Annotated in this window: 23 protein-coding genes; 7 read left to right on the top strand and 16 right to left on the bottom strand. The window is 68.0% G+C overall.

Translation table 11 applies throughout. The features are described from left to right. Positions 1 to 209: 209 nt before the first annotated feature. The 6 genes from flhB to flgB are packed head-to-tail and all read right to left on the bottom strand — an operon-like array spanning position 210 to position 3,621. Positions 210 to 1,286 carry a flagellar biosynthesis protein FlhB gene (gene flhB / locus GBZ26_RS14325; protein ID WP_174439412.1) on the bottom strand — a complete coding sequence of 359 codons (1,077 nt, stop codon included), beginning with the start codon at positions 1,284 to 1,286 and terminating at the stop codon, positions 210 to 212. A 15-nt stretch (positions 1,287 to 1,301) separates the two neighbouring features. After that, positions 1,302 to 2,072, bottom strand: a complete 771-nt coding sequence (gene fliR, locus GBZ26_RS14320; RefSeq protein WP_174439411.1) for a flagellar biosynthetic protein FliR — start codon at positions 2,070 to 2,072, stop codon at positions 1,302 to 1,304. Continuing rightward, positions 2,069 to 2,389: a flagellar biosynthetic protein FliQ gene (locus tag GBZ26_RS14315; RefSeq protein WP_174439410.1), complete on the bottom strand. Its 321-nt coding sequence runs from the start codon at positions 2,387 to 2,389 to the stop codon at positions 2,069 to 2,071. The genes fliR and GBZ26_RS14315 overlap by 4 nt, the downstream gene beginning before the upstream one ends. Positions 2,390 to 2,435: 46 nt before the next feature. Beyond that, complete coding sequence (gene fliE, locus GBZ26_RS14310; RefSeq protein ID WP_174439409.1) at positions 2,436 to 2,735, bottom strand: flagellar hook-basal body complex protein FliE; 300 nt, start codon at positions 2,733 to 2,735, stop codon at positions 2,436 to 2,438. 37 nt (positions 2,736 to 2,772) lie between these two features. Beyond that, positions 2,773 to 3,183 (bottom strand): flagellar basal body rod protein FlgC, encoded by a 411-nt coding sequence (gene flgC / locus GBZ26_RS14305; RefSeq protein ID WP_109070595.1) that lies wholly within the window; start codon positions 3,181 to 3,183, stop codon positions 2,773 to 2,775. Positions 3,184 to 3,216: 33 nt separating this feature from the next. After that, positions 3,217 to 3,621 carry a flagellar basal body rod protein FlgB gene (flgB, locus tag GBZ26_RS14300; protein ID WP_174439408.1) on the bottom strand — a complete coding sequence of 135 codons (405 nt, stop codon included), beginning with the start codon at positions 3,619 to 3,621 and terminating at the stop codon, positions 3,217 to 3,219. Between the two features lie 224 nt (positions 3,622 to 3,845). On the opposite strand from flgB, the gene GBZ26_RS14295 reads away from it, so the two are divergent. The 5 genes from GBZ26_RS14295 to GBZ26_RS14275 all read left to right on the top strand — a co-directional run bounded on the left by GBZ26_RS14295 (position 3,846) and on the right by GBZ26_RS14275 (position 7,785). Further along, positions 3,846 to 4,172 (top strand): EscU/YscU/HrcU family type III secretion system export apparatus switch protein, encoded by a 327-nt coding sequence (locus GBZ26_RS14295; protein ID WP_014240972.1) that lies wholly within the window; start codon positions 3,846 to 3,848, stop codon positions 4,170 to 4,172. Beyond that, on the top strand, positions 4,169 to 4,546 hold the full coding sequence (locus GBZ26_RS14290; RefSeq protein WP_174439407.1) for a hypothetical protein: 378 nt from the start codon (positions 4,169 to 4,171) through the stop codon (positions 4,544 to 4,546). Before GBZ26_RS14295 ends, GBZ26_RS14290 begins: the two co-directional genes overlap by 4 nt. An 8-nt stretch (positions 4,547 to 4,554) precedes the next feature. Beyond that, a complete protein-coding gene (locus tag GBZ26_RS14285; protein WP_174439406.1) occupies positions 4,555 to 4,905 on the top strand; it encodes a FliO/MopB family protein in 351 nt (116 codons plus the stop codon). Further along, positions 4,902 to 5,675: a flagellar type III secretion system pore protein FliP gene (fliP, locus tag GBZ26_RS14280; protein ID WP_174439405.1), complete on the top strand. Its 774-nt coding sequence runs from the start codon at positions 4,902 to 4,904 to the stop codon at positions 5,673 to 5,675. The genes GBZ26_RS14285 and fliP overlap by 4 nt, the downstream gene beginning before the upstream one ends. Positions 5,676 to 5,886: 211 nt before the next feature. After that, positions 5,887 to 7,785: a potassium transporter Kup gene (locus GBZ26_RS14275; RefSeq protein ID WP_174439404.1), complete on the top strand. Its 1,899-nt coding sequence runs from the start codon at positions 5,887 to 5,889 to the stop codon at positions 7,783 to 7,785. Positions 7,786 to 7,854: 69 nt separating this feature from the next. On the opposite strand, the gene GBZ26_RS14270 is transcribed toward GBZ26_RS14275, so the two are convergent. The 10 genes from GBZ26_RS14270 to GBZ26_RS14225 all read right to left on the bottom strand — a co-directional run bounded on the left by GBZ26_RS14270 (position 7,855) and on the right by GBZ26_RS14225 (position 17,985). Beyond that, entirely contained in the window at positions 7,855 to 8,061 is a 207-nt protein-coding gene (locus tag GBZ26_RS14270; protein WP_174439403.1) for a hypothetical protein, read from the bottom strand. 80 nt (positions 8,062 to 8,141) lie between these two features. Continuing rightward, positions 8,142 to 11,561 (bottom strand): tetratricopeptide repeat protein, encoded by a 3,420-nt coding sequence (locus tag GBZ26_RS14265; protein WP_174439402.1) that lies wholly within the window; start codon positions 11,559 to 11,561, stop codon positions 8,142 to 8,144. A gap of 5 nt (positions 11,562 to 11,566) precedes the next feature. Next, positions 11,567 to 12,304 carry a flagellar motor protein MotB gene (locus tag GBZ26_RS14260; RefSeq protein ID WP_174439401.1) on the bottom strand — a complete coding sequence of 246 codons (738 nt, stop codon included), beginning with the start codon at positions 12,302 to 12,304 and terminating at the stop codon, positions 11,567 to 11,569. Beyond that, positions 12,301 to 12,987, bottom strand: a complete 687-nt coding sequence (locus GBZ26_RS14255; RefSeq protein WP_246653636.1) for a hypothetical protein — start codon at positions 12,985 to 12,987, stop codon at positions 12,301 to 12,303. The genes GBZ26_RS14260 and GBZ26_RS14255 overlap by 4 nt, the downstream gene beginning before the upstream one ends. 4 nt (positions 12,988 to 12,991) lie before the next feature. Beyond that, positions 12,992 to 13,705, bottom strand: coding sequence for a protein phosphatase CheZ (locus GBZ26_RS14250; RefSeq protein ID WP_174439400.1), 714 nt, complete (start codon positions 13,703 to 13,705; stop codon positions 12,992 to 12,994). Positions 13,706 to 14,155: 450 nt separating this feature from the next. Continuing rightward, the gene (locus GBZ26_RS30870; protein WP_174439399.1) at positions 14,156 to 14,494 is read right to left on the bottom strand and encodes a KGG domain-containing protein; all 339 of its coding nucleotides are present in this window, start codon (positions 14,492 to 14,494) and stop codon (positions 14,156 to 14,158) included. 202 nt (positions 14,495 to 14,696) lie between these two features. Continuing rightward, positions 14,697 to 15,644, bottom strand: a complete 948-nt coding sequence (locus GBZ26_RS14240) for a MotE family protein (protein ID WP_174439398.1) — start codon at positions 15,642 to 15,644, stop codon at positions 14,697 to 14,699. Further along, on the bottom strand, positions 15,641 to 16,366 hold the full coding sequence (locus GBZ26_RS14235) for a DUF6468 domain-containing protein (protein ID WP_174439397.1): 726 nt from the start codon (positions 16,364 to 16,366) through the stop codon (positions 15,641 to 15,643). The genes GBZ26_RS14240 and GBZ26_RS14235 overlap by 4 nt, the downstream gene beginning before the upstream one ends. After that, positions 16,363 to 17,445 carry a flagellar motor switch protein FliM gene (gene fliM / locus GBZ26_RS14230; protein ID WP_014240985.1) on the bottom strand — a complete coding sequence of 361 codons (1,083 nt, stop codon included), beginning with the start codon at positions 17,443 to 17,445 and terminating at the stop codon, positions 16,363 to 16,365. The genes GBZ26_RS14235 and fliM overlap by 4 nt, the downstream gene beginning before the upstream one ends. Before the next feature lie 18 nt (positions 17,446 to 17,463). Further along, positions 17,464 to 17,985 (bottom strand): flagellar basal body-associated FliL family protein, encoded by a 522-nt coding sequence (locus GBZ26_RS14225; RefSeq protein ID WP_035674997.1) that lies wholly within the window; start codon positions 17,983 to 17,985, stop codon positions 17,464 to 17,466. 484 nt (positions 17,986 to 18,469) lie between these two features. On the opposite strand from GBZ26_RS14225, the gene flgF reads away from it, so the two are divergent. Beyond that, positions 18,470 to 19,192 (top strand): flagellar basal-body rod protein FlgF, encoded by a 723-nt coding sequence (flgF, locus tag GBZ26_RS14220; RefSeq protein WP_174439396.1) that lies wholly within the window; start codon positions 18,470 to 18,472, stop codon positions 19,190 to 19,192. A gap of 26 nt (positions 19,193 to 19,218) precedes the next feature. Further along, positions 19,219 to 20,004, top strand: coding sequence for a flagellar basal-body rod protein FlgG (gene flgG / locus GBZ26_RS14215; protein ID WP_035675001.1), 786 nt, complete (start codon positions 19,219 to 19,221; stop codon positions 20,002 to 20,004). The last annotated feature ends 75 nt before the right edge of the window (positions 20,005 to 20,079 follow it).

Raw genomic sequence — 20,079 nt, 5'->3', positions numbered from 1 at the left:
ACCCCCCCCAGCCCCGGCGGCGACCAGCCCGCCCAGAAGAAGGCCCGCCAGAACGGGGGTGGCGAAGCCGCCGCCGGGCCGTTCTCCCACCCCCGCGGCACCATCGGGGCGGTGGCCTGCGGGAGCGCTTTCGGCAAAGGAAGAGGTCGTATCGTCCACCGGAACTCCAGGTCAGCCGTTCGCCGCAAGGAAAGGTCCGGAAACGGTCCTCAGTTCCGCACCGCGCGTCCTTTCAGCTTGAAGACATAGGTAATGACTTCCGCCACCGCGCGATAGTGCTCGGACGGAACCTCCTCGTCGATATCGCATGCGGCATAGAGCGCACGGGCGAGGGGCGGATTCTCCATCACCGGTACGCCGTTTTCCTCGGCAATCTCACGGATCTTGAAGGCGACGGCGTCGGCGCCCTTCGCCACCACCATCGGGGCACCCATGGTGGTGGAATCGTATTTCAGCGCGACGGCAAAGTGGGTCGGGTTGGTCACCACCACGTCGGCGCCGGGCACCGCCGCCATCATGCGCTTGCGCGCCCGCTCGAACCGCAATTGGCGGATGCGGCCCTTCACATGCGGGTCGCCTTCGGCCTGCTTGTGCTCGTCCTTCACCTCCTGCTTGGTCATGCGCATCTTCTTGTCGAAGCTGTGGCGCTGCCAGAACAGGTCGGCCCCGGCGATCAGGGTCAGGATGGCCAGCACGCCGGCCAGCAGCCGGAAGGTCAGCCCGTCCATCTCGCGGAGCAGCAGCATCATGTCGATGCCGATGAAGTGCCCGATGGTGAGCATCATCGGCTGGAGCGCGATGTAGGCGACGACCCCGACCACCGCGACCTTCGCCAGACTCTTCAGAAGATCGATGCCCTTCTGGGCGCTGAACATGTTGGCGATTCCGGAAATCGGATTCAGCTTTTCGAACTTCGGCGCGATCAGTTCCCAGGAGACGTTGAAGCCCTTCTGCCCGATGGTGCCGATCACACCGGCGAACAGCAGGAACAGGATCGGCAGCCACAGCGCCCACAGGATGTCCTTCATCACCCGCATCAGCACCGCGCCGACGCCGCCCTGGTCCATGGGGATCTGGTCCAGGTTCTCGAAGAAGAAATTCAGGCGGGGCACCATGCCCTTCAGCGTTCCGGGCAGGATCGTGACCAGGATCACCAGCGCCGCGGCGATCATCAGCCAGTTGCCGATTTCCTGGGTCATCGCGTATTGGCCCTGCTTGTGGGCCTCTTCGAGCTTCTTTTGCGTAGGGTCTTCTGTTTTGGATGATTCATCCGCGTCTTCGGACACCGGATCTCTCCCCGCTCAGCCCGGTCTCAGGAAATCGACGAACGCAGCCTCGAAATGAGTCAGCCAGAACATCATCATCGCGGCGAGCGTCAGGGCGAACATGAACAACCCCAGCGCGACCTGGAGCGACGTGAACAGGAAGAACACCTGGATCTGCGGCGCCAACTTGTTCAGAAGCCCCAACGCCAGCGCGAACAGCATCCCGGAGATCAGGAACGGCGCCGCCATCTGCACGCCCAGCATGAAGGACTTGCCGACCAGCTGCCCGACCACGTTCGCCATGTCGTCGATGGGGATCGCCGCCCCCGGCGCGAAGGTGGAATAGCTGTCCACCACCGCCATGATCAGCAGATGGTGCAGGTTCGTGATGAAGATCAGCAGCAGCCCGAGCCACCCCATCAGGGCGCCGGGCAGCGATCCCTGCGACGCCATGGCCGGGTTGAACATCTGGGCGTTCGACAGGCCGGACTGCAGCGCGATGATCGTCCCGGCCACCTCCAAGGCGCCCATCAGCAGGCGGGCGACGGTGCCCATGAAGATGCCGACGGTCACCTCCCCGGCCATCAGGACGAACAGGCGGAAGATGTTGTCGGGCATCGGCGGCATGCGGTCGCCCAGCACCGGCGCCACCAGAACGCTGACCGCGACGGAAAAAAGAAGGCGCGTGCGGGTGGACACAAAAGCGTCGCCGATGGTCGGCATGATGCTGAAGGCCGTCCCGACACGCGCGAAGACCAGCAACCAGAGGAAGATCTGGTCGCCCAGAAACTGCTGAAGCAGGTTCATCCGCCGCCGCCGGGCAGGTTTCCGGCGTTGGGGACACTGTTCACGCCGGTGCCGATGGCGACGATGCGGTCGGCGACCTCATGCTCGAAGAAAGAGCGCAGCTCACCCAGCATGAAGGGCATCAGCAGGATCGACAGACCGAAGACCAGCAGCACCTTCGGCACCATGGCCAGCGTCTGCTCGCTGATCTGGGTGACCGCCTGGAACACCGAGATGATCGTGCCGAGCACCATCATGGCGACCAGCACCGGCGCCACCACGAACACCAGCGTGACGATGGAGGTGCGGCAGATCTCGATGACGTCGGTTTCGTTCATGATGCTTCGCCCGGGGCGCTTCTTCTCAGGAATCCGCAAGCCGTCGTCAGATCGGCATGCGCAGGATTTCCTGGTAGGCCGACAGCACCTTGTCGCGCACGGCGGTGACGGTCTGCAGCGTCACCTCGGCGTTGGTGACGGCCTGGACGACATCGGTCAGATCGGCCTGCCCGACGGCGGCCTTGGCGGTCATCGTCTCGCCCTGCTTCAGGTCGCCGATGACCTCCTTGGCGGTCTGCTCCAGAACGTCGCCGAAGCTGACGCCGTTGCGCGGGGCCATGCCCGGCCCGGTCGTTGAGGCGGCCGTGTTCGCATAGGCCGCGGCGGCGTTGATCGGGTTGATCATGGGACGTGCGTCCTTCCTTCAAAAAAACGTCGCTGCGTCAGGCGCGGAGGATGTCGATGGTGCGCATCAGCATCTGGCGGGCGCTGTCCACCGCCGACAGGTTGGCCTCGTAGGAGCGCTGCGCCTCGCGCATGTCCATCGCCTCGACCACCGAATTGACGTTGGGCAGCAGCACGTAGCCGTCGGCGTCCGCGGAGGGGTGCGAAGGGTCGTAGCGCCGCTCGAAGTCCTTCTTGTCCACGTCGATCTTGGCGACGCGGACGAGATCGACCCCCATCTGGCGGTCCAGGGCGTTCTGGAACATCACGACCTTGCGCCGGTAGGGCAGATCGCCCGGCGTTTCCGCCGTGGTGTTGGCGTTGGCCAGATTTTCCGCGATGGTCTTCAGGCGCGTGCCCTGTGCCTTCATGCCGGACGCGGACACCGCCATCGACGTGTAGAGATCCATGTTCCGCCTCCTTCGCCCGAACCCCGCCGCCCCTTAGCCGCCGCTGCGGATGGAGGAGCGGATCAGGTTGACCTGCTTCTTGTAGAGGTTCGTGATCGTCTGGTAGTCCATGCCGGTCTGGCCCTGCTTCAGCATCTGCTCTTCCAGGACCACGTTGTTGCCGTCCGGCGCCGTCTCGTAGGGGTTGCGCTGGCGCTGCTCCTGGTTCAGCCCGCCGGCGCCGCGCGTCCCCTGGAGGTGCGAGGCGTTGGTGGCGGCGGGCTGGAGGCGGCGGCTGTCGGACAAGGCGTCGCGGAAAGTGAAGGGCTTCAGGTCCCGGCCCTTGTAATCCGGCGTGTCGGCGTTGGCGATGTTCGCCGCAATCACGTTCTGGCGTTCGGTCAGCCAGCCCATCTTGCGCGACATCAGCTTGAAGAGGCCGAGATTCTCGAGATTCATCGCCGGGTTCCGGTCTGAGGGCCTGCCGCCCGGACGCGCGAAGGCGCGCAGCAAGGCGGGCGGGATGCATCACAGCATTCCGATCTTCCGCCGTTTCAGTTAATCAAAGATGAATCGCGCCCACGGCATCGCCCCGCCCTTCCCGCCACGCTTGAGCTTCATGCTTCGTTAAGCATGTTCCGCCAGGATACGCCCATCGACACAGGCCATCCGGCAGGAGCCCCTTGTCCGAGCCGACTCCCAACCACCGCCCTCTTCCCAACCGCCCCGTCGCGGTCGCGCTGAAGTATGAGTTGGGCGACCAGTCCCTGCCCCGCGTGGTCGCCACCGGCAAGGGCCATGTGGCCGAACAGATCCTGGAGCTGGCCTTCGCCAACGGCGTGAAGGTGCGCGAGGACGCCGACCTCGTGCAGATCCTGTCGGCGGTGGACATCGACTCGGAAATCCCCATCGAGGCCATCGCCGCCGTGGCCGAAATCCTCGCCTACGTCTACCGCGCCAACGGCACGCTGCCGCCTTCTGCGGAACCGGCCACCGGAGAGGCTCCGTGACAGAAACCGCGACGCTCCGCCGGGACATCCAGGCGCTGGCCGCCGCGCTGGAGGAGACCCGCGACCAGATGGAAGCCGGACTGACGGCGGACCTCACCGGACTCGACACCCGTGTCGCCGCACTGTGCGCCGAGGCGCAGTCCGCCGGCGGCGACGCCGAACTGGCCGCCGCCCTGGAACGCCTGCTCCCCACGCTGGACGCCGTCGCGGCGGCGCTGACCCGCCAGAGGGAGACTCTGGCCGCCGCCGCCGAAGGGCGCCACGATCCCCATTCGGCGCGCCAGCGCGCCAGCGCCGCTTACGGCCGCGGCGCTCCCGCCGCGCCGGGCGACCTTCCGCCCGACCCGCCGGCCACGCCGTCCCGACAGAGCTGACCTGATCCATGGGCCTCGACCAGTACATCCAATTCGTTCTCGCCCTCGCCTTCGTCATCGCGCTGATCGTGCTGGTGGCCTGGGTGATGCGCCGCATCGGTTTCGGCGGCATGACCGCCACGTCGGGACGCCAGCGCCGGTTGGGCGTCGTCGAGGTGCTTCCGCTCGACGGCAAGCGCCGGCTGGTGCTGGTCCGCCGTGACGACCGCGAGCATCTGCTGCTGCTGAGCGCTTTCGGCGACCAAGTGGTCGACCAGACGCCGCGCGGCGGCTTCCAAGGCGCGCTGGCCGAGGCATCAGCCCCGCCGTCCGCCGCCCTGCCGTCCGCCGCACTGCCGTCCACCGGAGACCGGTCATGAAGACCGGCACCGGCGTGACGGGACGGCTGGCGCTCGCCGGCCTGCTGGCCCTGGCCATCGGCATCGCCGGCGCGCTGGCCGCCGGGCCGGCGCTGGCGCAGAGCATGACCTTCGACCTGGGCGACGCCGGGGGATCGACCACCGGGCGCATCGTTCAGATGGTCGCGCTGATCACCGTGCTGTCGCTGGCACCGTCGATCCTCATCATGATGACGGCCTTCACGCGCATCGTCATTGTCCTGTCCTTCCTGCGCTCGGCGCTGGGCATCCAGCAGGTGCCGCCGAACACGGTGCTGATGTCGCTGGCGGTCTTCCTGACCTTCTTCGTCATGGCCCCGGTGTTCGAGCGGTCCTACAACCAGGGCATCCAGCCGCTGATCAACCAGGACATCGACGAGACGGAGGCGTTCCGCCGCACGGTCGCCCCGCTGCGCGAGTTCATGCTGAAGCACACCAGCGAGAAGGACCTGCGCCTGTTCATGGACATGGCGCGCATCGAGAACGTGACGGACGCCGAGCAGACCCCGCTGCACGTGCTGGTCCCCGCCTTCATGATCTCGGAGATCAAGCGGGCCTTCGAGATCGGCTTCCTGCTGTTCCTGCCCTTCCTGATCATCGACATGGTGGTGTCGTCGATCCTGATGTCGATGGGCATGATGATGCTGCCGCCCACCATGGTGGCGATTCCGTTCAAGATCATCTTCTTCGTGCTGGTCGACGGCTGGTACCTGATCGCCGGGTCGCTGGCCCGCAGTTTCGGCACGCTGTAGGCGCATTGTTCAAAGGGAGGTGGTGGCGCCCGGCACAGATCGTCGCAGGCGAAACGGCCTGCGGACGGGCGCCTCGGCTTCCGCTAGTATTGGGTCCGGAATAAGCGTAAGAGGATCGGCCCGCGCGAGCGCACCGACCGCCGCCGTACCCGCAGCTTGTGGCTTCTTCGTCCTCCGCTCGGCCTCCCAACGGACCCCCTCCACGTCCCACATGTCAGACACGACCCTGAAAGCCGCGGCACCCGACAAGGGCAGGCTGGCCGCGCTCACCCTCGGTGCGCTTGGCGTCGTTTACGGCGACATCGGCACCAGCCCGCTCTACACGCTGCGCGAATGCTTTTCGCCGGAGCATGGGCTCGCCCTGACCCCGCAGAACATCCTCGGCATCATGTCCATGGTCTTCTGGGCGCTGGTGCTCGTGGTCACGGTGAAATACGTGCTGTTCGTCATGCGGGCCGACAACAAGGGCGAGGGCGGCATCCTGGCCCTGCTGGCGCTGGCGACCAACAGCCGGCCCGACTCCACCGGGCGGCTGTCCGGCCTGATGGCGATGGGCCTGTTCGGCGCCGCCCTGTTCTACGGCGACGGCATGATCACTCCGGCCATCTCCGTCCTCTCCGCGGTGGAGGGGCTGGAGGTGGCGCAGCCGGCGCTGGAGCGGGTCGTCGTGCCGGTGACCGTGGGCATCCTGATCGCCCTGTTCGGAATCCAGAGCCGCGGCACCGAGAAGGTGGGGCGGCTGTTCGGTCCGATCATGGTCGCGTGGTTCGCCACGCTGGGCCTGCTCGGCCTGATCGAGCTGGTCAAGGAGCCGCAGGTCCTCGCGGCGCTCGACCCGCGCCACGCCGTGCATTTCTTCGCCTCGAACGGTTGGATCGGCTTCCTGGTGCTGGGCGCCGTCGTTCTGGCCGTCACCGGGGGCGAGGCGCTCTACGCCGACATGGGGCATTTCGGCCGCCGCCCCATCAAGGTGGCGTGGCTGGCCGTGGTGCTGCCCGCGCTGCTGCTGAACTATCTCGGCCAGTGCGCCCTGCTGCTGAGCGATCCCGCGGCGGTGCGCAGCCCCTTCTACCTGCTGGTGCCGGAGTGGGGCCTCTATCCGATGATCCTGCTGTCGACCTGCGCGGCGGTGATCGCCAGCCAGGCGGTGATCTCCGGCGTCTTCTCGCTGACCCGGCAGGCCGTGCAGCTCGGCCTGTGCCCGCGGCTGGACATCCGCCACACCTCGCAGGAGGAAGGCGGGCAGATCTACATCCCGCGCGCCAACTGGGGCCTGCTGTTCGCGGTCATCGGTCTGGTCGTCTGGTTCGAATCCTCCAGCCGGCTGGCGACCGCCTACGGCATCGCGGTGACCGGCGACATGGTCATCACCACCATCCTGGCGCTGGTCGTGGCGCACCGCCGCTGGAACTGGAGCCTTCCGGCCTGTCTGGCGCTGGGCGCCCTGTTCCTCAGCGTCGATCTGGCGCTGTTCCTGGCCAACGCGGTGAAGATCCCGCACGGCGGCTGGGTGCCGCTGGTCATCGCCGCGGTGACGCTGGGGTTGATGTCGACGTGGCGCCGCGGCCGCGCCGTCCTGAACCGCCGTCTGGCCGAGGACTCCCTGCCGCTGGACGGCTTCATCAAGCGGCACGCCAAGTCCTCCGACATCCAGCGGGTGAAGGGAACCGCGATCTTCCTGACCTCCAGCGCCGACACGGTGCCCATCGCCCTGCTGCACAACCTGAAGCACAATCAGGTGATGCACGAGCGCATCGTCTTCCTGACCGTGATGGTCGAGGACGTGCCCCGCGTTCCGGCCAAGGAGCGCGTCGTCCTGGAAGGGCTGGCCGACGGCTTCTACCGCCTGACGGTGCGCTACGGCTTCTCGCAGGAGCCGAACATCCCCAAGGCGCTGCGGCTGTGCAAGGCGTTCGGGCTGGAGTTCGACGTGATGACGACCTCCTTCTTCCTCGGCCGCGAGACGCTGATCCCCCGCATCAACCCGCAGATGGCCCAGTGGCGGGAGAAGCTGTTCGTCGTGATGTCGCGCACCGCGGTCAGCGCCACCGACTTCTTCAAGATCCCGCCGAACCGCGTGGTCGAGCTGGGCACCCAGGTCCAGCTCTGACGGCCTACCGCCGTGCCAACAAAAAGGCCCCTTTCCGATGGAAAGGGGCTTTTTCGGGAGAGAGCAAGGTCAGGCCGCAGGCTTGCGCGGCGGATTGACCGGCGCCATCAGCGCCGAAAAACGTTGATCCATGGATTGCAGCCACGTCAGCATGATGGACATCTGTCCCTTCAACTCGCGGAGGTCGCCCTCCATAGCGTGCTGACGCTCCCCGTCGATCCGTTGAGTAGCGATGATCTGGTCCAGCTTCGACAGGATCTCCGCTTCGCGATCCATTACCGAATCCCCTCGAAAGCGTGTATTCCGATGCAAAACCCGAACACAACTTCCCGCTCCGGTCGAATCCGGAGAAAGACCTAGTTGATCGCCGCGCTCTGCTTGCCGCGGTAGTTCTTCAGGAACTTCTGGAACACGTCCACCTCGGCGACGCGGGATCGCACGGTGTTGACATCGATCAGGCCCAGCGCCTGCTCCGGCCGGGTCAGCACGCGGAAGGCGTCGGCGTCGGGACCGTTGGTCATCGCCGAGCCGAACTCCTTGCGCAGCAGGTTCAGGTTCGTGCCGTCCCCGGCCAGCGCCAGCGCCACCGCCCGGTTCAGGACGAGCTGCGAGGTCGCCGGGTTGATCGGCTGGGTCGGCGGCGGCGGCGCGCCGATCAGCTTGTTCAGGGCGAAGGCCGCGGCCTCCCATTTCTGGGCGCGCCACGCGATGTCCACCCGCAGCGAGTTGGCCGGCTTGCTGTCGTCCTCGGAGAGCAGCAGCAGCGCCTCGTCGCCGCGGCCCAGTTCGGCCAGCGCCTTGGCCTGCATCAGGCGGCGCTCGCCCACCAGATCGGCCGGCAGGTTCGGCACGTTGGACAGTTCCAGCGCGCGCAGCGCGTCCTCCGGCTTGTTGTCGAGCAGCCGGACGGAGGCGAGCCGGGTGCCGACGCGCGCCTTGTCCTCCCCGGACAGGCGGTATTCCACCTGATGCTGCAGCAGGTCGGCGGCGCGGTTCAGCAGGTCCACAGAGATCAGCCGCTCGGCGAGCTGCCGGATCACCTCGTCGCCCGCCTCCCCCACCGGGGTCAGCTCGCGGAACTGGTCGTAGAGCTGGAGCGCTTCGATGGTCGGCAGCTTCTGCGCCCCGTCCTTGTAAAGGTCGGCGAAGATGCGCGACATCTCGCGGGTGATCTCCTCGGCCCGCGGCGTGTCGGCGACCAGGGCGGCTGTCTCCTTCATGGCGTTGAAACCGTCGGCGTACTGGCCGGCGGCGATCAGCACCTCGCCCATGCGCTGGCGGATCTGCATCTCCAGCTCGTCGCCGCGCCACGTGAAGGTCAGCCCGGCCAGTTGCTCCGCCGCGGCGGGCGGCGACATGCGGCCTTCCGCCAGTTGCAGGTTCACCAGCGCCAGCCCGGCCTTGGCCCGGTAATAGCGGTCGAGGCTGTTGTAGGAGGCCGTCAGCTGCTCCAGCGCCCGCTCCGGCTCGTTGGTCTGGGCGTAGTAGAGGCCGCGGAGATACTGGACGTCGGGCCGCTCCTCCGCGTCCGTCCCGCCGCGCTCGACGATGCGGTCGAGCAGCCGCTTGGCGAAGGGCGCGTCGCCGGTCTTCAGCGCGGCCTCGGCGGCCCGGATTGCCAGCTTGGTCAGGATCGGGTCGGGGTAGGAGTTGAGGATCGGCGCCGCCGCCTTGAAGCCGGCCTGGGCCGCCGGCCAGTCGTTGCGGTCCGCCGCGATGGCGGCGCGCCACAGCGCGGCCTCGCCGTTGTTGGCGAGGTTCGGATGGGCGAAATCCTCCGCCGCGGCGTCGGTGTTTCCCGCCAGGAAGCGCGCCGCCCCGCGCAGGGCACGGAATTCCGGCCAGCCTTCCAGGTCGGGCTGGGCCTCCTGCAACACATCCATCATGCCGATGGCCTCCTGCCCGAAGCCGTTCGCCAGATAGAAGCGGGCGAGGTCGAGCTGGGCGCGGGGCCGTTCGGAATCCGGCGCGTTGACGATGTTGAGCTGAAGATTCTGGCGCGCCTCGGTGTAGTGGTCGAGGTCGCCCTTCTTCCAGGCCGGCAGGTCGAACAGGCGACGCCCGGAAGGCACCGGCTTCGGATCGGTGGGGGGCGTCAGCGTGTTCGAGGCGCCGCCGGGCGACGGCCTCGGCGGCAGCGACGCCGTCTGCGACGCGGCCGGGCGGTTTCCGGCATCGGCCATGGGCGACAGGTGAAGGCCGCCCGCCGCGGTCACCTCCACCCCTTCCTTGACCGGACGCACGGTGATGGCGTCGGCGATGGGCCGCACGACGACGCCCTGGTAGCTGGGCAGCAACTCAAGATCGGCGTAACGGTGCGATTCGGGAATGGCGTTGCCGGGAACCGGCAGCGGCACGACCTGGAGGCGGTCGCCGACGTCGGGGTCGGACAGCGTCACCACGGTCGCCGCGTCCGCGGCGCGCACCAGCAGACGGGCGCCGAGCAGGAAATCCGGCTCCGGGTCGATCTTCAGCTCGAAGGGCGGCGTGCCGGTCAGGCGGCTGGTCGGCGTGATTTTCCAGCTCGTCCCCTGCCGTTCGATCTTCGGCCAGACCAGCGGGCCGATCCTGGTGCGGAAGGCGCTGCCCCCGGTCGCCGGCACCGGCTCGATCGCGCCGACCGTCCCGGTTCCGCCGCCGATGGCCTTTCCGGCACCGATGGGCAGGGGCTTGTCGAACACGATGTAGAGATGGCCGGCGCGCGGATAGACGGCGATGGACGCCGGACCACCCGCGTCGAAGACCAGCGTCGGGCCCTGCGGTTCGGCTTTCGCCGGATCGGGCTTGGCAGCTTCGGGCTTGGCGGCTTCGGGCTTTGAGGATGCCGGGGCCGCCGCGACCTCCTTCGCCGGAGGAGGCGCCGCAGCCGGCTTGGCGGCGGCCGGGGGTGTCGCCGCAGGCGGTGGCGCTGCGGCTTCGGCCGAAGGAGGTCGCACGGTGGTCGTGGTGGCGCCGGGTGGCGGGGCGGCACTCGCGGCGTCGCCCGTCGGCAGACCGGCGCGCGTGCCCGGATTCTGCACGTCGATCACCACGGAGCGGCCGGACTTGCTGTCCTTGATCTCGGCGTCCTGCGGCACGGCGAAGGTCACCGCCAGCGCGCCGTTGGCCTGCCGGAACTGCTCCACGTTCTGGATGTTGCGCAGGGCCATCCTGGCCACCGGCGCCAGATCGGCGGTGCCGTTGCGGTCGAACAGCAGCGTGGCCGACGCGCCGTCGCGGCGCAGCGTGTAGTCGGCGCCCTCCGGCCAGGTGAAGGACAGGCGGCTTCGTTCCGGCGTGTCGGCCGCGCTGACCGCCACCCGACCCGCGGAGCGCGCCGGGGCGGGTGCGGCCGGAGCGGCGGGGGCGGCCGGCGCCTCCGCTTTGGCGGTCTGGGCCGGGGCTTGGGCCGGCGCCTCGGCGGCGGGGGTCAGGTCGAGCGCCACGGCGTTGCCGTTGCGGAAGCTCTTCAACGTCACCGGCCGCTTCAGATCGAAAGTCACCGTCTTGCCGTCGCCGCCGATCCGCACTCCGGACAGATAGCCGGGCAAGGCCGCCACGGTGCGATCCAGCGCGGCGTTGATCGGCTCGTCGAAGCGGACGACCAGCGTGTTGCCCTCCACCGACGCGCTGTAGCCGGTCTGGCGCGGCCAGTCGAAAACCATGCGGCCGAAGGTCTTGTGGGTGGCGGCGCGCACCGGAACGTCGACGGCCCAGGCAGCCGGGATGGCGGCGAGCAGAGCCGTGGCGGCCACGAAGCCGCTCAGCCAGCGCCGGTATGCCCTGCCCCGCCCCATCCGTTTCACTCCTCCGGCTCCGCATCGGTGGCCGCCCCGGACACCGGCGGCCCCGCCGTCTCCTCGCGCACCACCACATCGACCCGCGCCCCGCCGGGCACCGGGTCGATGCCGGGCGCCTCGCTCATCAGGCTGCGCGCCACGAGGTCGCGCTTGTAGCCCGTTTCGCGCAACAGCGCCGCAACGGCAACCGCGCGCGTCAGGGCGCGTTCCCAAGCCAGCCCCGCGGACTGGTCCTCCCGCTCGGCGTGGCCGACCACCTCGATCCGGTTGCCGATCCGGCCCACCGCCGCGCCCAGCAGATACAGCACCCGCCGCCCCTGGTCGGTGAAGCTGCCGCCGGTCGGGTCGAACATGACATGGGCCGGCAGGCCGATCACCACGCGGTCGTCCTCCCGCCGCACCTCCACCGCCGCCAGATCCTCGTTGGCCGCGGTCTGGGTACGAAGCAGGGCGCTGAGATAATCCAGATTGATCGCCGAATATGACTCCACCGTGGCGGCGTTGAAAGCGGCCTTCGGCTCGGGCGGCGTCGCGGAGGGGGTGACCGCGGTGGAGCGGGCCGACGACAGCGACTTGACCAGCCCGGTCCAGCGCTGCGCCTCCGGCTCGCTCATCGAATACATCAGGACGAAGAAGGCCAGCAGCAGCGACATCAGGTCGGTGAAGCTGATCAGCCAGATCGTCCGGTTGTGGCCGCCGCTCTTCTCCTCGGCCTTGGGCAGTTTGGGCAGGCGGATCATCGGCGCCCTCCCCCCGGCGCGTCGTCCATGGCGCGCAGGCTGAACAGCAGGCGGACGGCGCCCGGCGCCCCGCGCTCGATGCCCACCGTCACCGCGTCCGCCGGCGCCCCGTCAGCGATCAGCAGCCGGGCCAGCGCGCCCGCCCGCACCACCGGGCCGGGCGGCTGGCTGGGAGCACCCGCCGGGCCGATGGACAAAAGCGCGTCCAACTCGATCCGCTCGCCGGGCCGGTTCTGCAACAGCGCGTCGGCCACCCGGTCGATCAGCCCGATGCGGTCCGGGCGGAGGTCCGCGGTGCCGGGCAGGAACAGCTCGTCGGCGGGCAGGCGCACCTCCAGCAGGCGGCCCGGCGTGACGCTGTCCACCTTCGCCACGGCGATGGCGGTGGCGAACAGATTGCCCAGACCGTCCAGCCGCTGCACGGCGAAGACGGTGCCGGCGCGCGAGGCCAGCGGGTCGGCCGGCTCGCGCAGGCGGGGGTCGATGTAGAAGGCGGGGAAGCTGCGCTCCAGCGACACCAGCACCGTGCGCACCCGCTGGGCGGTCTGCACGGACTGGGCGTTCAGAACGATGAAGAAGACGAGCAGCAGCAGGAACAGCGACAGCAGAAGCACGATGCTTCCGTTGTTCGGGTTCGGCCGGCTGCCCGACAGGTCCGGCTTCCTGTGGCCGGGCGCAGCCATGGGGTTAGTCGAAACTCGCCAGCAGGCGGTCGATCTCGTCCTGGTCCATGGCGGCGCTGGTCATCTGCGGCCCGTGCAGCAGACCGGCCTCCGGGTCGTCCGCAGGACGGTCGGTGGCAAAGTTCGGCGCCGGATCGGTGTGAACCTCGGCCGCGGCGACCGCGGCGGGGCGGGTGTGGTTCTGCCGCACCTCGTCGCCGAAGGCCGCGACGATCATGTCCACCTTCGATTCGATGTGCTTGAGCGTGCGCACGACCTTGGAGATGCGCTGGCCGGTGATGTCCTGGAAGTTGCAGGCCTCGAAGATCTTGGTCACCTGCTCGGTCAGCTTCGCGGAGTTCTCCGGGTCGATCTGGCCGGAGATGCCGGTGATGACGTCGCAGGCGTCGAAGATGGCGAAGGTGGCCTGCTCCGTCGCGCCGACGACGGCGTCCAACTCATCGGTGGCGTTGGGGATGTGTTGGTCGCGGATTTCCGCGGGCTGGAGCGCCGCCAGCTCCTGCTTGGCGCTCTCGATGAAGCGGGCGAGGTCGACCACCTCCTTGTAGAGGCGCAGGTCGGTGGCGGAGATGTCGCCGTCCATGCTGCCGAGGATGGAGCGGACGATGTCGGTCACCTCCTCGCGGCTCAGCGGCTGGGCCGCTTCGGCATGGGCGGCGTCGAGCTGCTGGCGCAGGAGCTTCTGGTCGGCGAGCGAGGAGGAAACGGGCGGGGCCATGTGCGTTCCGATGTGAGCGTTCCGTGGTCTTGTCCGGCCTGCGTGCGATCGGGTGCGTCGGCCGGCCCGGACGCAGGCGCCCGAAGCGGGTTCGACCCAAACCTCGCGCCCTCGCACGGCCGCCGCCGACTCGGAGCCTCGTCAGCCTTTCCAACCCTAAATTCGCTCGGTTAACACGCCGTTAAGCGCGTGAAACGTCGCAACGCAAAGATCGGACGGAATCGCCCAAACGGAAACAATGCGGAAGCGTTGTTCTGTGCCCGCACGTTTCCAACCAGAGCTCGCCATTGTCGAACTTTAAAGAGAGCTGCGGCAATTTGTTTCAATTGGAGCCCACAGACGGACAAAGGGCCGCCTCGAAAGGCGGCCCTTCTTCACCGTGGCGCAGGCCAACTGTTCCGTTAGGCTAAGCCGGCGGTGAATCCGTCAGGAATGACAGGGGTCCGGCAGTCAGCTCCCGCTGCTCCGCCCGCCGCCATGACTGTGTTCGCCGCCCTTGCGGCCCGCCTCCGACGCACGCTCCGGGTCGTTCTTGAAATTGCCGCCAGAGGCCTGACCACCCTTGTGACCGGCTTCCGACGCACGCTCCGGATCGTTCTTGAAGTTGCCGCCAGACGCCTGGCCGCCCTTGTGACCGGCTTCGGAAGCGCGCTCCGGGTCGTTCTTGAAGTTGCCGCCAGACGCTTGGCCGCCCTTGTGACCGGCTTCGGAAGCGCGCTCCGGGTCGTTCTTGAAGTTGCCGCCGGAGTGCTGACCGCCCGAGCTACGGCCCTGGTTCTGGTCGTTCATCTTGTCTCCTTCCTTCTTGCTGTTGGGCAAACTTGCGTTGCCCGAACACGCCGGAGCCAACATGGATCGAAGCCGACCGTCGCGGACTGTCTACCTTCCTGACAGTTCGTGTACTTATATTCAGTAGGTGCGGCGCGGCCGACGGGTATGACCAACCGCACGGTCATACCCACCCCGCCAACAACTCAACCAAAGAACGTATTCAGTTCTTCGCTGCCGCGGGCACACCGCGCCGCTCGATGAGCGCAGAGGTCAGTTCCTTGGCCTTCAGCGGGTCCATCGCGGCCAGAATCGGCGCCGTCTTGGTTTCCTTCATCTTCTCCACCACCCCCAGCAGCACGGGCATGTCGAGCTCCTCGAAGATGCGGGCGGCTTCCTTGGGCTTCATCGTCTCGTAGATCTTCACGAGGCTTTCGAGCTGAGCGGTCTGCTTCTCGTCGCCCTGGCGCATCAGCTTCTGGATGTCGGTGCGGACCTTCTCCATCTCCTGCACCTTCTGGTCGATGCGCTTCTCGGCGGCGGTCAGCAGGGCTTCGCGCTGCTCCAGGTCCTTGGTGCGGCGCTCGATCTCGGCGCGGCGCTCGGCGAAATGCTGGAGAAGCTCCTCGTTCTTCACCGGGCCGAGGGCGGCGTTGTCCGGCGGCGTCGGGTTGGGCGGCGTGCCGTTGCTGGACCCGCCCTGGGCCGGTTCTGGCGAGGGCTTGGCGCCGTTGGCGGCGAGTTGCATCGGCGCCGCCGGAACGGCGCTCTGCCCCTGGGCCAGGGTCGCCGGGAACTCCGGCAGGCGGGCGTCGCGGGTGGTGATCCGCCACAGGTCGCCGACGCGCACCCCCAGCATCAGGACGGCGACGAAGATGGTCAGGGGCAGGATGCGGAACCGCCACGCCTTCATCTTCTCGCGCATCCGCTCCGACAGAGGGCGACGCGGAACGGCGGGCTTGCGCTTGGCCTTGGTTTTCACCTTGGCCTTCGGCTTCGCTTTGGCGGCGGTTTGGGCCGCAGCTTGCGCGGCACCCCGGGCCGGTGGCTGACCGGCAACGCTCTGGCTGGTGCGGACACCGGTCGGAGTGGACCCGGCCGGCCGGATCACGACCTTGGGCTCCCCGCCGACATCGGCGGTCGCGCCCTTCGTGGTGGTGGCGTCGCTCATCCGACCCCCTTGCCGGCGTTCTCGATGGCTTGCAGAAGTTCACGTTCGGCGCGGGACAGGCTCTCGCCCTCGCGCACAATGGGATCGGACGCCGGCGCCGGGCGCCGCGACAGGGCATCGACCCGCAGCGGATCGGCGCGCAATGGATCGGCGCGCAGCGGCTCGCTCCGGAAGGCGGCGGAGCGCAGCGGCGGCAGATCGTCGTGATCGTCGTGGCCGATGGGACCGTCGTCGTGGAGATCGTGGCCGTGGAGATCATGGTCGTCGTGATCGTGATCGTCGTGACCGAGATCGTCCTCGACGATCGGGCGCGGAGCGACGGCCGGGCGTGACGCGACGGGCGGACGGGCGGACAGGCCGGGGCGCGCCGCCGGACGCGCCGCCGGGCCCGCCTTCGGACGCTCCCCGCCGACGTTGCCAAGCCGGTTGGCCATGGCGTCGGCGGCCTCGATCATGAATTCCAGCTCGTCGCGCAGTGTCTGCGCCTTGGCGACCGTGCGCTGCAGGTCGTCGCCGGTTTCGTGGGCCGTCTTCTTCAGACCGCGCACGCCGGTTTCGGCGCGCGACATGGCCTCGTTCAGGCCGCGCACCAGCTCGGCCATCTCGCCGCGGCTCTCGCGCAGCTTGATGATCTGCCGGTTGAGGATGATCGCGTAGGCGATGGTCGCGGCGAGCAGCCCCACCATCACCAGATCGAGGACGAGCGTGAGGGTCGGGCTCATAGCCGCATGACCTCCTGCTTGGGCAGCTCCCGCTCGATCCGCACGGCGATGTGCCCGCCCTTGCGGCCCATGCGGCCTTGGAACATGGAAACGTCGCCGCAGCGCAGCTCGATGGTGCCGTCCGGCGTGGCGTTCAGAAGGATTCGCGTGCCGACGCGCCAGTTCAGCACGTCGTGAAGGGTCATCGTCACCTCGTCCAGCACCGCGGAGATGTCCACGTCGGTGACCAGCAGCTCCGAGGCGAGGTGGGTTTCCCAGATCGAGTCGCGGCCGAACTTCTCACCCATGAACATCTGGAGCAGAAGCTCGCGCACCGGCTCCAGAGTCGCGTAGGGGATCATCAGTTCCAGGCGGCCGCCGCGATCCTCCATGTCGATGCGCAGCTTGACCAGCACCGCCGCGTTGGCCGGGCGCGCGATGGTCGCGAAGCGCGGGTTGGTCTCCAGCCGGTCGAAGCGGAAGGTGACGGGCGACAGCGGGTCGAAGGCGGCGGACAGGTCGGACAGCACCACATGGACCATGCGCTCCACGAGGTTGCGCTCGATGGTCGTGTAGGGGCGGCCCTCGATGCGCATCGCCGCGGTGCCGCGCCGTCCGCCCAGCAGCACGTCCACGATGGAGTAGATCAGCGCCGAGTCCACGACCATCAGGCCGTAGTTGTCCCACTCCTCCGCCTTGAAGACGGACAGCATGGCCGGCAGCGGGATCGAGTTCAGATAGTCGCCGAAGCGCACCGAGGAGATCTGGTCGAGGCTGACCTCGACGTTGTCGGAGGTGAAGTTGCGCAAGCTGGTGGACATCATGCGGACGAGGCGGTCGAAGACCACCTCCAGCATGGGCAGGCGTTCGTAGTTGACCAGCGCCGAGTTGACCAGCGCCATGATGCCGGAGTTGTCGCCGTCGCCGGCCCCGCCCTGGTCGAAGCCGAGCAGGCTGTCGATCTCGTCCTGGTTGAGGACGCGGGTCGACCCGCCGCCGCCCATGTCCGCCATCTCGCCCATGTCGCCGCCGTCTTCGGCGAGGGCGGCCCATTCGGCGGCAAGGCGTTCTTCTTCGCTCAGTTCCTCGGTGTTGCTCATGGCCCGTTTCCGCCGCCCCTACTGGACCAGCATTTCCTTGAACAGAACGTCCTTGACCTTCACCGGATGGGCGGAGGCGGTGATCCGCATCAGCAGCTCCTGGCGCAGGCGGTACATGCCCGCCGACCCCTTCAAGTCCTCCAGCCGCAATTCGCGCAGATAGACCTGGAAGTTGTCGATGATGCGCGGCAGCACATGCTCGATCGCCGGTATGTCCTCGCCCTTGGCAAGCTGGATCGAGATCTTGATCTTCAGGAAGGCCGGACGCTTGCCGCTGCTGTTCAGGTTCACCAGCATGTCCGGCAGGTCATAGAAGACCGGGGCCGCGTGGGGGTCGGGCTGCGCCGGCTCCGCCGGCACCTCCGCATGCTCCTCCTTCTTGCCGAGCAGCGAGTCGAGCAGGCCGCTGAAATACACGCCCGCCCCGGCACCGATCAGCAGCACCAGCGGCAGGATGACGAACAGGACCAGCTTCTTGCCGCTGAATTTCTTGCGCGGCAGGCCATCGGTCGGGACGTCGTCTTCAGCGTGCGCGGTCATGGAATCCTAAGCGCGAGCGGTGGCGGAGCGTGGCCTTGCCAGCCCAGCAACCCTATCTTTCGGATAGTTAACAAAGCCTTTCAGACAGGGTCCGGGGCTGTGACAGACGCGCAACCTCAGGCCGCGGCACGGTTCTTGATTGGGGCATCGCCGGAGAACCCCGTCAACCGAGGAGCGAACGCCCGAACCACGCCCGAACCACCCTGCTCCGCCCCGTTTGCCGCCGCCTGTCCGCCCGCTTCCGGCGGACGAGGCCCTATGAACCCGCGCGCCGTCGGCGCCGCGGCAACGGGACGCTTTTGCCCGGCGGCGGGCGGCAGCCCTTGCCATCCCACCGGCAGTTCTTGCCCGGCAGGCGCTTCCCAAACGGCGGCGACGCCGGTCATCGCCGTCTTTCCGGCTCTCCCCGGCGCTGGCACGCGCCGTGCATTGCCATTTGCGCCGGTCGGGACGATCCCCCGGCCCGAATGGAAAGAGGTCGCCGATGGAAAACCCGATCTACGTGTCCCTGTCGCGCCAGATGACCCTGCGCCGCCAGTTGGACGTGATCTCGAACAACATCGCGAACATGAACACCACGGGCTTCAAGCAGCAGCGCATGCTGTTCACGGAGTTCCTGGAGCGTCCCGGCATGCACGAGCAGGTCAGCTTCGTGCAGGACCGCGCCGTGGTGCGCGACCTCTCGGCCGGCGGGATGATGCAGACCGGCAATTCGCTGGATCTGGCGCTGACCGGCCACGGCTACTTCACGGTCGATACGGCGAGCGGCCCCCGCTACACCCGCGCCGGCAACTTCCGCCTGAACGACCAGCGCCAGATCGTCGACGGCGGCGGCCTGCCGGTCCTCGGCGACAACGGCCAGCCGCTGGCCATCCCGAACGGCACCCGGGACATCATGGTGTCCGGCGACGGCACCGTCTCCACCGAGCTGGGCCAGGTGGGCCGGCTGAACATCGTCACCTTCCGCAACGAGCAGCTGATGACCGAGGTCGGGGCCGGCCTCTACGTCAGCGACGAGGAGCCGCAGGCGGCCCCCGCCGACACGAAGGTGGCACAGGGAATGCTAGAGAATTCGAACGTGAAGCCGGTGGTCGAGATGACGGCGCTGATCGAGATCCAGCGCCAGTACCAGTCGAACCAGAAGCTGATCGAGAACGAGCACGAGCGCATCCGCAGCGCCATCCAGAAGCTGGGCCGCACGGCCTGATCGACCGCGTTTAAGGAGTAAGGACCATGCGCAGCCTCGCTATCGGCGCCACCGGCATGATCGCCCAGCAGCTGAACGTCGAAACCATCTCGAACAACATCGCCAACGCGACGACGACCGGCTTCAAGAAGCAGCGGGCCGAATTCCAGGACCTGCTGTACCAGAACTTCCGCCGCATCGGCTCCACCTCGTCGGACGCCGGCACCATCGTGCCGACCGGCGTGCAGGTGGGCGCCGGCGTGCGCGTCGCCGCGGTGGCCCGCGTGCTGGAGCAGGGCAACCTGACCGTCACCGACAACAAGCTGGACGTCGCCATCAACGGCTCCGGCTATTTCCAGGTGCAGCTGCCCAGCGGCGACACGGCCTACACCCGCGCCGGCAATTTCAAGCTGTCGCCGGAGGGCATCATCGTCACCGCCGACGGCTATCCGGTGCAACCGGCGATCACCATCCCGGCGGAAGCCGTGGACGTCGCCATCAACGCCTCGGGCGAGGTGATGGTGAAGCTGGACGGCCAGGTGGCCCAGCAGAATGTCGGCCAGCTCCAGCTCGCCACCTTCGCCAACGCGGCCGGCCTGGAAGCCGTCGGCGACAATCTGTTCCTGCAGACCGGCGCGTCGGGCGAGGCGGTCGGCGGCAACCCCGGCGCTCCCGGCTTCGGCCGCGTGGTGCAGGGCGCGCTGGAAACCTCCAACGTCAACATCGTGCAGGAGATCACCACCCTGATCTCCGCCCAGCGCGCCTACGAGATGAACTCCAAGGTCATCAAGACCACCGACGAGATGATGCAGCAGGCCTCGCAGCTCCGCTGATCCCGGCACCGCCGTAAGGCTCGTCTTTGCAAGGAATTCCCGCCATGTCCCGCCCCGCCCTGCGCACCCTCGGCA

Origin of the sequence: Azospirillum formosense (assembly GCF_013340925.1) — a bacterium.
In the GTDB taxonomy this organism is placed as follows: domain Bacteria; phylum Pseudomonadota; class Alphaproteobacteria; order Azospirillales; family Azospirillaceae; genus Azospirillum; species Azospirillum formosense.
Note: the sequence above shows the minus strand (reverse complement) of the source record. Positions and strands in the feature narration are given on the sequence as shown.